Annotated in this window: 11 protein-coding genes and 1 other annotated feature; of the genes, 6 read left to right on the top strand and 5 right to left on the bottom strand. The window is 49.0% G+C overall.

Going from position 1 to position 12760, the window contains the following annotated elements; translation table 11 throughout:
* Nucleotides 1–131: 131 nt before the first annotated feature.
* Nucleotides 132–995: a phosphate ABC transporter substrate-binding protein gene (locus tag AC0YN3_RS22650; RefSeq protein ID WP_183566433.1), complete on the bottom strand. Its 864-nt coding sequence runs from the start codon at nucleotides 993–995 to the stop codon at nucleotides 132–134.
* 19 nt (nucleotides 996–1014) lie between these two features.
* A complete protein-coding gene (locus AC0YN3_RS22645) occupies nucleotides 1015–2415 on the bottom strand; it encodes a stalk domain-containing protein (protein WP_475777227.1) in 1401 nt (466 codons plus the stop codon).
* A gap of 343 nt (nucleotides 2416–2758) precedes the next feature.
* Here AC0YN3_RS22645 and AC0YN3_RS22640 point away from each other — a divergent pair, with 343 nt between their 5' ends.
* The 5 genes from AC0YN3_RS22640 to AC0YN3_RS22620 all read left to right on the top strand — a co-directional run bounded on the left by AC0YN3_RS22640 (nucleotide 2759) and on the right by AC0YN3_RS22620 (nucleotide 7321).
* Entirely contained in the window at nucleotides 2759–3583 is an 825-nt protein-coding gene (locus tag AC0YN3_RS22640) for a sugar phosphate isomerase/epimerase family protein (RefSeq protein WP_475777226.1), read from the top strand.
* A 1-nt stretch (nucleotide 3584) separates the two neighbouring features.
* On the top strand, nucleotides 3585–4712 hold the full coding sequence (locus AC0YN3_RS22635; RefSeq protein WP_475777225.1) for a Gfo/Idh/MocA family protein: 1128 nt from the start codon (nucleotides 3585–3587) through the stop codon (nucleotides 4710–4712).
* A gap of 38 nt (nucleotides 4713–4750) precedes the next feature.
* Nucleotides 4751–5950: an MFS transporter gene (locus AC0YN3_RS22630; protein WP_475777224.1), complete on the top strand. Its 1200-nt coding sequence runs from the start codon at nucleotides 4751–4753 to the stop codon at nucleotides 5948–5950.
* 71 nt (nucleotides 5951–6021) lie between these two features.
* Nucleotides 6022–6717, top strand: coding sequence for an S-layer homology domain-containing protein (locus tag AC0YN3_RS22625; protein WP_475777223.1), 696 nt, complete (start codon nucleotides 6022–6024; stop codon nucleotides 6715–6717).
* Between the two features lie 388 nt (nucleotides 6718–7105).
* On the top strand, nucleotides 7106–7321 hold the full coding sequence (locus AC0YN3_RS22620) for a hypothetical protein (protein ID WP_441944983.1): 216 nt from the start codon (nucleotides 7106–7108) through the stop codon (nucleotides 7319–7321).
* Between the two features lie 183 nt (nucleotides 7322–7504).
* Here AC0YN3_RS22620 and AC0YN3_RS22615 read toward each other — a convergent pair whose 3' ends face one another.
* Together AC0YN3_RS22615 and AC0YN3_RS22610 are read right to left on the bottom strand one after the other, a co-directional pair.
* Complete coding sequence (locus tag AC0YN3_RS22615; protein ID WP_475777222.1) at nucleotides 7505–7846, bottom strand: hypothetical protein; 342 nt, start codon at nucleotides 7844–7846, stop codon at nucleotides 7505–7507.
* A gap of 204 nt (nucleotides 7847–8050) precedes the next feature.
* On the bottom strand, nucleotides 8051–8740 hold the full coding sequence (locus tag AC0YN3_RS22610) for a class I SAM-dependent methyltransferase (protein ID WP_475777221.1): 690 nt from the start codon (nucleotides 8738–8740) through the stop codon (nucleotides 8051–8053).
* A gap of 315 nt (nucleotides 8741–9055) precedes the next feature.
* Nucleotides 9056–9291: a binding site (T-box leader), on the top strand.
* Between the two features lie 154 nt (nucleotides 9292–9445).
* On the opposite strand from AC0YN3_RS22610, the gene AC0YN3_RS22605 reads away from it, so the two are divergent.
* Entirely contained in the window at nucleotides 9446–10633 is a 1188-nt protein-coding gene (locus AC0YN3_RS22605) for an aminotransferase class I/II-fold pyridoxal phosphate-dependent enzyme (RefSeq protein WP_475777220.1), read from the top strand.
* A 56-nt stretch (nucleotides 10634–10689) separates the two neighbouring features.
* Here AC0YN3_RS22605 and AC0YN3_RS22600 read toward each other — a convergent pair whose 3' ends face one another.
* Nucleotides 10690–11832 (bottom strand): winged helix DNA-binding domain-containing protein, encoded by a 1143-nt coding sequence (locus AC0YN3_RS22600; RefSeq protein ID WP_475777219.1) that lies wholly within the window; start codon nucleotides 11830–11832, stop codon nucleotides 10690–10692.
* Nucleotides 11833–12760 lie beyond the last annotated feature (928 nt).

Below are 12760 nucleotides of genomic sequence, written 5' to 3'. Positions count from 1 at the left end.
AGTCGGCTGGTAGGCCGCTTTGCCCGTTATGCTATGAAATATAAATGGCGATCATGTTTAATGCCATTGAAGGAAAGAACGGCCGGCTCAGGCGCTTATTCGCGCAAGCCGACCGCTCCGTAGATCGAAAATTATTTGATAGCCGAGATCGGAATGAACTTAAGCTTTTTCAAAGAACCGTTTTGGAACTTCGTGCTTTGCACGTATTTAATGAATTCTTTGGTAGCGCCGGTAGGCTCGCCTTTGGTCATGTAATAGCCGTAGCCCCATACCTTGTATTTGCCGTTGATTACGTTCGCTTCAGTTGGAGCGATGTCGTTGATCTTTACGGCTGTCATTTTGTCCGTTACATAAGCAAGATCCATATAACCGATTGCGTTCGGCGTTGTTTCAATAGCGGACTTCATGTCGCCGCTCGTTTTTACTTCTTTGTAATTGTCGCCTTTGGTCATGAAATCTGTGCCGTCAAGCGCTTTGTCTTGGAAGTTTACACGCGTACCAGAACCGAAAGTACGGTTTACGACGATAATTTCAGCATCCTTGCCGCCAACCTCTTTCCAGTTTTTGATTTTACCGGAGAAGATGCCTTGCAGCTCTTTTGTCGTTAGGTTGGTTGCCGTAACGTTTTTGTTCACGACAGCAGCGAAAGGAATGACAGCTACCTTGTGAGCGACTTGGCCGTCGAACTTTTTGAAGCCTGGAACATCCTTGGAAGCATCCCAGTCTACTGCGCCGATGTTAGCGATGCCTTTGCGAACTGCCTGAGGACCTGTGATCGAACCGGCAGCGGAAGCAGAGATTTTTACTTTCGGGTTAAGCTTTTTGAATTCGTTGGCAGCTTGCAGCGTCAAAGGCAGCAGGGCAGAGGAGCCGTTGATTACGATTTTGCCGCTCAGCTTGCTTGCAGCGGTTGCGGTAGGCGTTGAAGCGGGAACAGAGCTGAAGCCGATTACGGCGATAAGCGCTGCGATTGTAAGTTGTTTAAACCATTTCATTAGGGAATACCTCCATTAATTAGTTAGTTATGTTTTTCCAGCTGCCGTTAGTCCATACAGCCAGCTGTCCGTCAATAAGCGCCGCGAAGTTAGAGCTGCCTGATACAATCAGCTCCGATGTGCTGTCGGAAACGGTTTGTACCAGCTTGCTTGCGCCAGTCTCGCCGTCAACCTCATAGATTGCATTCGTGCTGTTTCCGTCTGCCGTCAGCAGGTAAAGCTTGCTTCCGCCTTGAACGAGCTGATAAACATCCTTCTCGGCAAATGCAGGCGTGCTTGCTTTGCCTGTGTTATCGATCGTTACCAGTTGACCTAGGCTTGCTTCATCATTGCTTACGCTCACGTAGCTGACCTTCGAGCCGTCTGCCGAAAGCTGCAGGAACACTTTATCCGCAGTATCCTTTGTAAGCTGAGCAGGCTTGTTGTCTGCCGCTTTCGCATTGTAGAAGTAGATTTGCGGTTCAGTTCCCGTTGCATCGATCGCAACGTCATCAAGCTCAACGTCCTTGTTGCTGTCGGCCGTTACTTTTGGCTGCTTGAACACGTAGAAGGCGAATTGCGTGCCGTCAGCAGATACTTCAAGGTTCGCTTTGTAATCGACTTTATCCTCGAGCACTTTGGATACTTTGCCGTCTGCCAGCGTTACTTTAGCGATGACCGAGCTTTTGTCGCCTTGCAGGAAGAACAGCGAAGCGCCGTCGTTAGACCATTGCAGCTCGTTTTTGATGGAATTGTCCGTGCTAACCTGCTTCGATTGCTTAGTTGCTAGGTCAATGGTGAATACGGCACCGTTCGCATCGGAGTAAGCAACGCTTGTGCCATCAGGAGAAAGGACAAGCTCAGAAGCGCCTTCGGATGTGAGCAGCAGCTCATATTTGCCGGTAGCCGCGTTAACCAGGTAGTCCTCGCGTCCTTCACCTGCCGAGTTTGATACAATCAGCTGGGAAGCATTAGCCCATACAGCATGCTCTGCTCCGCCCAGCAGCTCTACCGTGCTGATCGCGTTGTTCTCGTAGCTGCCGCCAAGCGCTTCTATGAAAGCAGCGGGCTCGATGAACGTGGAGTATGCGACCTCCTTCACGGGGTGTGAGATTGGAGTAGCTGTGCCGTTAACCGTGATGGATTTGGAAGCGTGCTTGAATTTCAGCGTTTGGTCACCGAATTTCACGACTACTGTGTGGTCGCTGTTGATATGCAGCGTAGCGCCGATTGCGTTAATCATGTCACGAACGGAAGCAAGCGTTACGCCGCCGTCTACGACTGTACGGATAGTAACCGGATTTGCATTGACCAGAAAGGTGGAAGCGTTAATTTGGACCGCTTGCTTGGCAGCTGCCGTTTGAGCGAATACCGGAGTAACTGCCGAGGCGCTGATTGCAGCTGCGATCATGGAGATGGCCATTGCTTTTTTCATTTGCATGGAATGAGATCACCTTTCTCTAATGGGGGTTGTAGTATGATTCAAAACTCCGACGCTGTGGTCGGTATGTAAGCGGCTTGATCCCTCCCAGACAGCGTTAATTCGGAGCGGTTTGTCGTATGTCGTTCATTTCTACTAGATCATATCAGCCAATTATTATCCCATCATTTAGAAATTGTATTGAATTTGTAAATAAGAGGAGGTATATCGAACTAGAGATTGACGCGCGGATACGAGAGTAGAAATTTACCCCTTAATAAGAAGAAAGTGCACCGCGGCCGATCGGAAGCGAGGCTTATAATGAGGTATGTCCGCAAATCTATTTATTATGGGAGGAACAATTATGAAAATATCTATCGGTGGTTATTCTTTCAATAACTTGTATTTGGAAGGCAAGATGGATGTATTCGGCTATTTGGAAACCGTGAAATACCGTTACCGGATGGATGCGGTTGATTTGTGGAACGGTTTTTTCATAGACCGCAGCAGCAAGCCGATCATGAAGCTCGCTGATGAAAGCTATATTCGTAAAATACGCGAGGCACTCGATGAAAAAGAGCTGCGCCTCATTAACTTTGCTATTGATGGGGCACATTTGTGGGACCCTGATGAGCATATGCGCAGGCTTCTGTATGAGAATGCTTTGCTTCATCTTAAGGCTTCTGTTTTATTAGGCGCAGAGACTGTGCGCATCGATACGGGGGGCAGCTATAAGAACGAGGAAAAAATGTCCGAAGAGCAATTCGAGTACACGGTTAAGCGTTATCAGCAATTCTCGTCTTTTGCGGCGGATCACGGCTTTCTTATCGGACCGGAGAACCATATGGGCGCGTCGCTCAACCCTAACGAAATGAAGCGTCTTGCGGAAGCTGTCGATCACCCGTCCTTTGGTTTTTTAGTGCATCTGGGCCGTTGGAAGGAGGATCAGGCGGATGGGGACAGGCTGGTTGCTCCGTGGGCTTACCATACGCATTTCGACGAAGAGACGGTGGACGGAGAAGGGGCTTTGTCGACGATTCACCTGTTGAAGGAAGCGGGTTATCAAGGATATTACGGCGTGGAATATAATGCTCCTGGCAATCAATATGTCGAGACAGAGCTGCTTATTGCCAAGGTGAAAAAGCTGCTTGCGGATGCTGGGACCCCATCTAGCGAAGGGGAGAACTAAGATGAACCACATACGAATTGCGATTATCGGCGTTGGCCAAATCGGCAAAATGCATATTGAAAAATATAAAGGAATACCTGGAGCGGAGCTGGTGGCGGTATGCGATGTCAATGAGCTCGAAGCGAACCGGGTGGCGGAGCAGTATGGCATTCCGCATGCTTATGCGGATTTCCGCGAGCTGCTGAAACGGGATGACCTGGATGCGGTGGATGTCTGCCTGCACAACAACTTTCATGCTCCCGTGACGATCGCCGCGCTGGAAGCCGGCCTTCATGTCTACTGCGAGAAGCCGATAGCGGGGACCTATTCGGATGGCAGGGCGATGGTTGAGGCTGCGCGGAAGCACGGAAAACATTTGCATGTCCAGCTGTTCACGTTATATGGTAAAGATACCAAGGCAGCTAAAACGCTCATTGAAGGCGGTATGCTTGGCAGGCTGTACCATGCACGCTCTACGGGCTTCCGCAGAAGAAACCGGCCCTTTGTCGATGGCTACGGCACGCCTTATTTCACGCGCAAGGAGACGGCGGCAGGCGGGGCCTTGCTGGATATGGGCGTGTACCATATCGCACAGCTTCTATATCTTCTTGGCAATCCCCAGGTGGACCGCATTTCTGGGAAGCTGTATCAGGAAACGGAAATGCGCGCGGATCGCAAAGAACAGAGCGGCTTTGACGTTGAGGAGCTGGCAACCGGATTTATCCGCTTTGCTGGCGGCTTGACGCTTGATATTGTGGAGGCATGGGCCGTGCATCTGGGCGGCTTCGAGGGCAGCAGCATTGCCGGATCGAAAGGCGGCATAAGACTGCCGAATGATCAAGTAGGCGCGGGAGCGCAGCCATTCAGTTATCACACTACGGTATGCGATATGGATATGGACAGCACGCTTGACCTCGATATGATGGATTTGCGCAGGCATCGGCTGAACGAAAACGAGGATGCTTACAGCACCTCCCAGCATCACTGGGTGGCGGCGCTGCAGGGCAGGGTGCAGCTGCTCCCGACAGCGGAGATTGCGCTGAATACGATGCTGATTAGCGAAGGGATTTATATGTCGGAGGAGCTGGGGCGGGAGGTAGGCGCGGACGAAGTCATTGCACGTTCACGCACGTCTGCCGTGAAGCTCTAAGCCAAGCCCGCGCTGACGGCTGGATGAAGGATAGGGATATGAATCGAAACGAGAGTCAGTCACTACATTTGATTAAAGCGTTTAATTTTTTTGTCTATGGCGCGATTGCCGTGTACAGCACGTTCTTTGCCCTTTACTTGCAGTCGGTTGGGATGACTACCATTGAGATTGGCGCCTTGATGGCTGGAGGGCCAGTCGTCTCGATTGTAGCCAATCCGCTTTGGGGTTATTTGAGCGATCGGATTCGCAATATTAGGCTCATTCTCATCATCATGCTTATCGGAAGCATGATTATCATGCAGTTTGTTTTTCTTTTTCAATCGTACACGCTTATATATGTGTGCATGCTGTTCTTTTTCTTTTTCCAAATGCCGCTATTCTCGCAGACCAACAGCTTGATACTCAATAGCATAGAGGGGACCGCGCACAAATTCGGCGCTTTTCGATTGTTCGGCTCCTTAGGCTGGGCGCTGATGGCGGTGGCTGCAGGTCCTGTCATCGGGCAGATTGGCATTGAGCGCCTCTGGGTGATCTATACGGCAATGATGCTCCTATCGCTCGGCTTTGCTTTTACGCTGCCGAAAGGCGAAGCTAAAGGGGCGGCTCATGCGGGTAAGGTGAACTACCGTTCCATGTTCGTCAAACGATCCTTTCTGCTGTTTTTGTTGATCGGTTTGGTTATCTCTATTCCGAACTCGATGAATACGACCTTCATTGCGCTTTATATCAAAGAGCTTGGCGGGGAAGCATCGCTCATTGGGTGGTCAGCCTTTTGGTCATCTATCTTTGAAATACCGGTTTTTCTACTGCTGGACCGTTACTTGAAAAAGAATGCTAGGACGATGGTGCTGTGCCTGGTTGTGATCAGCATGCTCTTCGCGCTGCGCTGGCTCCTCATGTCGGGAGCGGAAACCGCGCAGCAAATTATATTCATCCAAGTGCTCCATTGCTTAACCTTTGGCGGTTACTATTATATCGGAACGCAGCTGACCGTACTTCTGGTTCCCGCCGAATTCAGAGCATCGGGACAGGCAGTCTATGCGCTTACGTGGGGCGGTTTATCAGGTATCGCAGCGGGTATAATCGGAGGCGTGATGTTCGAGGAAGCAGGTCCCCGGGCTATGTATCAATTATGCAGCATCTTGGCGGCTGTAGGCATTGCCGGCTTCTGCCTGCTATATGCACAGCTTCGAAGAGAGGTATATGCGCAGGCAGAAAAGAGCATAGATATAAGGTGACTGCAACCTTTTTGGGCATTGGTCCGTTCAAATAGGAGAACGGACAAACCAATCAGAAGAGGTGGTCGACCATGAAGAAAAGAATGAGCACAGCCATTGCAGCGGTCGCGGTCATGCTTTCTGCATCCTTTACAACACAGGCCTTCGCCGCTACGCCATTTAACGATATTGCTAATGCAGGCAGCAAAGTGAAAATTGAAGCCTTGCAGCAGCAGGGAATTATAAAAGGGGTGAGCGATACGGCTTTCCATCCGGAGGACAGCCTTACTGCCGCGCAGGGGATTTCGCTAATCGTGAGAACGACTCAAATCAGCTTGGCGGCCATTGATTTCAATAAAGCGCCTACCGCTGACGGATATTATACGCAAGTGAAAAATGACGCATGGTTCGCGGAGGATTTCGTGATTGCGCACTATAATGGCCTCGACATCCCGGCCGATATTGACCCGTCCGCGCAGCTGACCAAAGAGCAGTTCACCCATTATTTGGTCCAAGCGCTTGAGCTGACAGGCCAGTACCCGACGATCAAAATGTTCATTCCGATTCAAGACGAGAAGGATATCACGATTGATTATCAAGGTACGATTCAACGGGCGCTTCTATACAAAATCGCATCCTTGGACGAGGCTGGAAACTTCGATCCTTCACATGTGCTGACCCGCGGCGAGGCAGCGGCCATGCTCTATGATACGCATGCCTTCATCGAAGCGCATAAGGATGATGTTGCTCCTGACCCGAATCCAGAGCTGCCGGCAGCTAACGAATAACCCGTTATGACCAAAGCGAGGCTGTGCCTGCATGGTGAAAACCTGCGGGCACAGCCTCGTCTTGTCGTTGAGATGAAGGCCATCCGGATATAACCAGCGGGCTTGGAATTCCTAGGTGTCCCTTTGACCAGCGGTTAGTATCTAATAGCCGGATAGAATATGGGAAGCTCACAGAGTAAGCGTCTCTAAGCATCCTTGGATTTTTGAATCGTTATAATTGTCCGAGCATCACGATAAATCCAACCGGATAAATGTGAATTAAAGTGTAATCTTTATTTATATCATATTTACATTTGAAAAATCAATAATAAAAACAAAAAAAGCCTTGAAATATTTTCTAGGCTGTAGTATCTTCTGTATAAGAGATGACTAAGGGAGGTGAACGGACATGGAAAAGATGGCAATGCAAATGATGATGAACATGTGCATGGAAGAAATGATGTGCAAGATGAAGTCCATGAAGATGATGATGGATACATGCATGGAAATGAACATGATGGACAGCATGGATATGAACATGATGATGATGAAAATGCAGGAATGTGACGAAATGTCTACGATGATGATGAAAATGATGCGTGACATGGAGCAGGTATCGATGTAGTACCGTTCACCTATGAGTCTGGCCATTCATAGAATGAGCATTGCATGATAGGCAGAGCAGATGGCTGCATGCCTGCGTGAATAGAGTAACTTTACCTTACATAGCTAAGCAGAGCAGATCACTGCATGCGGGCTTTTTTTTTGTCTAGAAACAACCGCTGAACTTCCCTCGCACGAAAAATCCTTATAAAGCGTAGTGAGCTTTCAGCTTGCTTGCGATCATCACCCGTTGAAGCTTAAATTCCCAAACTTTCTCGCGAAGCTGTTTTTGCTGCTGTTCCGAATGCTGGGCATTCCGCAGCTGTTCATATATATCAAGCATTTTACGATTGATGTTATCGAAACGGAGCCATAAATCAACGCGGATGCCATGCTCGATTTCAAGCTGGATATGGTTGTCTTTGGCGCGCAATGTTTGAATGATTTGCTGCTGCCATTCAGCGTCCCCAATGGTTATGGCAAAATTGTATAGATCCAAATAATCGTCAACCCATTTGGCGGCAAAGCGTGTATCGGAATGTGTCATGTGGAGCAGCTCCAATCTCAGTGGCTTTCGTATACCTAGTATTATACTCGGAATTAAAGGGATTGCAAGTGGTATATTTTAAAAAGAGATGAAATAGGCTGTGTCATGCACGTCATTGCTGTTTTAAGGAAGAGCATGCTAAAACGAAAACGCCGTTAATACCCACTTAATTTGTTGGTATTAACGGCATATTGGGCTATGCGATTAGTTGGTTGAACTGCTTTTGATTGCAGTGAAAACAGCGAAGCCGTGATGCTTATATATACAGTCGGACTCGGCAAAACCTGCCTCTGATAACCAGAGCAGCTGCTCCTCTACGCCAGCATTGATATCTACCTTTCGCCGTTCAATTGAGGCGTTAACCGCATCGTCCGAAAGCCCGCTTTTACGAATTGCCGCAAGCCATTCAGACATGTAGTATTCGTCCCAATAAGGTGTTGCTCCTGATGCTTGGTCAGCGTTTACGAACACGCCGCCATCGGCTAATAGCGCATGGATTGTCGCGAAAAGCGCTCTTTTGGCAGGATGCGTCAAATGGTGAATGGAGAGGGAGGAAATAACGGCATCGTATGGGCCGCTATAGCCGTAGCTCGTATAGTCTGCTGCGATATAGCTGAAAGCCGGATCGTTCCCAAAACGCGCATGCGCTTCTTTGAGCATTTCCTCGCTTAAATCAATTAACGTAAAAGATGCACGGGGATATTTGCTGCGCACAAAGGATGAAAAAAGTCCTGTACCGGCACCTAGATCAAGGATGCGCGGGTTCTCATTCGCACAAGCAACCGCATGGGTTGCCAGCCCGTAAAAGTCATCGAAGCAGGGAATAAGCTGTCGGCGCTGCCGGTCATAATTGGGCGCGGCAGCGTCAAAGTGTTTTTTTACGATATCACTCATTGCATAGTAACCTCCTTGGTTTTGCGGCGACGCGTTACGTGCTGGATGATTGCGTTAAGTTGAGTTGTGTTAAGTTAAGTTGCGTTGAGTTAAGTTAAGGTGCGTTGAGTTAAGATAAGATAAGATAAGTAGGATGTTACAGCTTCTGGGTTTATAAGGGAAATATATAAAATGAATAACCTTTATAGGAAATGGCTATCAAACATTCATGTCTTGCGGAAACAAAAATGGGTATTGCATATGCGCATTATTGGTGATATCATTGGTGAAAATTTCATGATAAGCGTTAACGATTAATGACAAGCTGAATAGCTTATACATTCCATGACGAGAAAGAGTACGTTAAAGGCCTGATCGGACAGAGAGTTGGGGCAGCTGAAAACCAACGTTCGGGCCATAGCGGAAAGCCATCTCCGAGAAGCGGGCCGAACGAGAGTAAGCTCTGCCGCATTTCCAGCGTTAACGGGAACATGTATTGACTGATGCATGAGCAGAGTGTCACGCTTGGCGTGAAACTAGGGTGGTAACACGGGTGGAGACTCGTCCCTTTATAGGGATGGGTCTCTTTTTGTTTAAATATAAGACTTTATACGTTTCACACGATAAAGTATTCTTCTATTTCTACGAGAAACGGATACCTTCCTCTAGCAGAGGACGGCGAAGCCGTTTCGTCTTGTTCAGCAGCCTAATTTAGGGGGAAAAAAGATGAAAGCATGGTCCATGCGCGAGCAGATCTCGCCGATTGTACAGCAAATCCCGCCTTCGGGCATTCGTAAGTTTTTTAGCTTAGCGGAAGGGAACAAGGATATTATTTCGCTTGGCGTCGGGGAGCCTGACTTCGTTACGCCGGAACATGTGAGAGCGGCTTGCGTTCGGGCGCTTGAGCTTGGCAAAACCTCCTATACGCCTAACGCAGGCCTTCTCGAATTGAGAGAGGAAATAGGAAGTTATTTGCATAGTAGCTTTCAGGTGCACTATGAACCGACGAACGAGATTCTCGTAACGGTTGGCGGCAGCGAAGCGATCGATCTTGCGCTGCGGGCGCTGATCGGTCCGGGTGATGAGATCCTCGTCCCCGTTCCGAGCTATATCGCGTATTCTCCGATTGCACAGCTGAACGGCGGGAAGGTCGTCGAGGTGGAGACGTTCGCAAAGGACCATTTTAAACTTACGGCAGAGGCTTTAAGGGCGGAGCTTACTTCGCGGTCTAAGGTGCTTATTATTAACTACCCTAACAATCCGACTGGCGGGATTATGCAGTATGAGGATTGGCTGCCGATCGCGAAGCTGGTGGAGGAAAATAACCTGATCGTCATTTCAGATGAGATTTACGCGGAGCTGACTTACGGAGAGAAGCATGCAAGCTTCGCTTCACTGCCGGGAATGAGGGAACGGACGCTGCTCATTAGCGGCTTTTCGAAGGCTTTTGCGATGACAGGCTGGCGAATCGGTTATGCATGCGGACATCAGGAGCTGATTGCGGCCATGCTCAAAATTCATCAATACACGGTGATGTGCGCGCCGATCCTTGGCCAGATTGCAGCAATCGAATCACTTCGGAACGGCCTAGCGGAAAAGGACATGATGATGGAATCTTATGCTCAGCGCAGACGGATGTTCGTCAAGGGCTTAAGGGAGATCGGGCTGCCATGCCATGAGCCGAAAGGTGCGTTTTATGCATTTCCGTCGATCGCGCATACGGGCCTAAGCTCGGACGATTTTGCCCAAAAGCTGCTCTTTGAAGCAGGGGTGGCGACTGTGCCCGGTCATGTTTTTGGGCAAGGCGGGGAAGGCTTCCTGCGGTGCTCCTATGCATCCTCGGTATCGAGGCTTACGGAAGCGTTGGACCGAATGGACCGCTGTTTGCGGTCCTCCGGTTTTCTGGGCGGATAAAAATAGAACTATAAATAGAACTAGAAATAGAAATAGAAATATAAAAATCACGGTCATCAGTCAGTAAAAATAATCGTATGGGAGGCAGCGGAAGCGGCTGCGAATGCAAGCAGCCTCTCTCCTTCCGCAGCTAACGCTTCGCGATCGGCAGCAGCCAGCTTCTCGAACGGTTGAATAGAAAGGCTTGCTGATTGGCGCGTCTGTTCGATTTTCCAAGTGCCGCATACGAATCCGTCGATTAGAAATGTAGAACGAATGATGCCGTTAACGGTAAATACGAGCGGCTTGTAGCGTTCGGCAATGATGCGGCTGCGGTCGGCATAGGAGAGCAGCATGTTGTCGAATTCAGAAAGGAACCGTGGCGGAGCCGCCGTATCTTTTGACGGTATAGGAGCATTCGGCAGGTCGAACAGCTCGTTGCCTTGCTCATCTGCGTAGGTGCACAGCGTAGGGCGGAGCTTTTCAACGGTTTCGCGAAGCTTGCCTAGTCCGGACCATGTCTGCATGTCTTTGATGCTCGCTGGTCCGAAAACGGCGAGGTATCGCAGCAGCATACGTTCAATTGAAGGTGCATGAGCAAGCGAATGGCCGAGCCAGCTCTCCGCGGAGGTATGCATCGCTTGACCGCTTGCGCCCCAAATGCCGCGCGGCGGCACTTGAACAAGCGGGACGAGGGTTCGGATGATTGCGCTGAGAGCGGAGGGGGCAGCCTCAGGCCACTGTTCAGCGAGCAGCTTGCCGAGCTCATTGAACGTACGCGGCTGTTCTTCGGCTAACCGGCGGCCTTCATTGGCGATGGCTGTAAGCTCGAAGCCGCTTGACTCCAAGCTTCTAAGCTCTTTTCCGAACGTGCTTTGCAGGCTTTTCTCCAAAACCGGTTGAACCGCGGGGCGCATCTCCAAACAATCGCTTGCGCTAACCAGATGGATCGTAGAACGCATTAGCGCGATGCGTACAACCTTCCGTTCCATGAGTAGATTAGACAGCTCCTCATGGCGGAAGTTCTCAAGCCGGGTCCAAAGTGCGAAGTAGGCCGGGGTTGGAGCTTGCGCTTGAATGCCGGCCAACCGTTCTATCGCTTCAAGGGCACTTACGCTGGAACGTTCCAGCAGCATCTGTCTATACAGCAAAGCGCGGTTTAGCTGCTTGTTGCTAAGCAGCGGGGCTGCAGCAGTGTTTGAGCGTAATGATGGAGACATACGTTCACGACCTCCTTTTTCCGGTTCTTATACATGATTAGCTTAATTGTAACGAAGTAACCCTGACAGCATAATGTCAGGGTTTGCAAACTCAAACCTTTTTATTTTGAGTTTGCGAATCATATGGGGTTGGGATATACTCTCAAACCCTTGAATGTTCGGTTAGTGAAGTAGGGATATGAAATTATGTATCATATTAGGTAGGAATATATTCTCAACCCCTCGATTGTTCGCTTTGTGTGCTAACCCATGCAATCATGCGCCATATTTGCTCCCGAGTAACCTTGCTAACTATTTAATTAACTAATTATTCAATTAACTAATTATTTTTTTGATTAACTATTCATTTAACTAACTCGGTTTTGTTTGCGTTGCATGATCTGCAATAGAGGGCTCGAAAGCAAGTAATGAGGCGCTGCGTTGCAGTTTATTGTAATAGAAGCTCAAAAGAGCAAGCCGTGGGGCTACGTTGCACATTCTGCAATAGAAAGCTCACATGAAGGGCGTCACGCGAGGCTACGTTGCAGAAAGTACAATAGAATCCCCTTTATAAGCGAATACCTGGCTGAAAAAGCGAAGTTCTGTTGCAGAAACTGCAGCGTAGCAAGAGCGTGGTTACTTAAACGACGATTAGAGTGTATAAACTGCAACGTAGTTGAGGTAGAGGGATGGGAGAGGCTGGACAGGTAACCAATCAATCATTTCCAAGTTGAAGTTTATTGCAACAGAGAGCTCAAAAGAGCAAGCCGTGGGGCTACGTTGCACATTCTGCAATAGAAAGCTTAAAAGCGAAAGTCAGCAGGCTACGTTGTACTTTCGGTTAGACCCCTTAATTCCGGAGTGCTGCCAACCAAATAATCAAATTACGTAGCCAAGCTTGTTATTTGGCCTATTTACATGGCTTTATGGAACTTACTTTGATCCTCCA

This window comes from Paenibacillus sp. J22R232, from assembly GCF_056269165.1.
This window is presented reverse-complemented; position numbering and strand designations above follow the sequence as displayed.

Bases quoted from the DNA above. Each gene is read 5' to 3' on its own strand.
- AC0YN3_RS22650 (WP_183566433.1), bottom strand. From the start codon at position 995: ATGAAATGGTTTAAACAACTTACAATCGCAGCGCTTATCGCCGTAATC.
- AC0YN3_RS22645 (WP_475777227.1), bottom strand. From the start codon at position 2,415: ATGCAAATGAAAAAAGCAATGGCCATCTCCATGATCGCAGCTGCAATC.
- AC0YN3_RS22640 (WP_475777226.1), top strand. From the start codon at position 2,759: ATGAAAATATCTATCGGTGGTTATTCTTTCAATAACTTGTATTTGGAA.
- AC0YN3_RS22635 (WP_475777225.1), top strand. From the start codon at position 3,585: ATGAACCACATACGAATTGCGATTATCGGCGTTGGCCAAATCGGCAAA.
- AC0YN3_RS22630 (WP_475777224.1), top strand. From the start codon at position 4,751: ATGAATCGAAACGAGAGTCAGTCACTACATTTGATTAAAGCGTTTAAT.
- AC0YN3_RS22625 (WP_475777223.1), top strand. From the start codon at position 6,022: ATGAAGAAAAGAATGAGCACAGCCATTGCAGCGGTCGCGGTCATGCTT.
- AC0YN3_RS22620 (WP_441944983.1), top strand. From the start codon at position 7,106: ATGGAAAAGATGGCAATGCAAATGATGATGAACATGTGCATGGAAGAA.
- AC0YN3_RS22615 (WP_475777222.1), bottom strand. From the start codon at position 7,846: ATGACACATTCCGATACACGCTTTGCCGCCAAATGGGTTGACGATTAT.
- AC0YN3_RS22610 (WP_475777221.1), bottom strand. From the start codon at position 8,740: ATGAGTGATATCGTAAAAAAACACTTTGACGCTGCCGCGCCCAATTAT.
- AC0YN3_RS22605 (WP_475777220.1), top strand. From the start codon at position 9,446: ATGAAAGCATGGTCCATGCGCGAGCAGATCTCGCCGATTGTACAGCAA.
- AC0YN3_RS22600 (WP_475777219.1), bottom strand. From the start codon at position 11,832: ATGTCTCCATCATTACGCTCAAACACTGCTGCAGCCCCGCTGCTTAGC.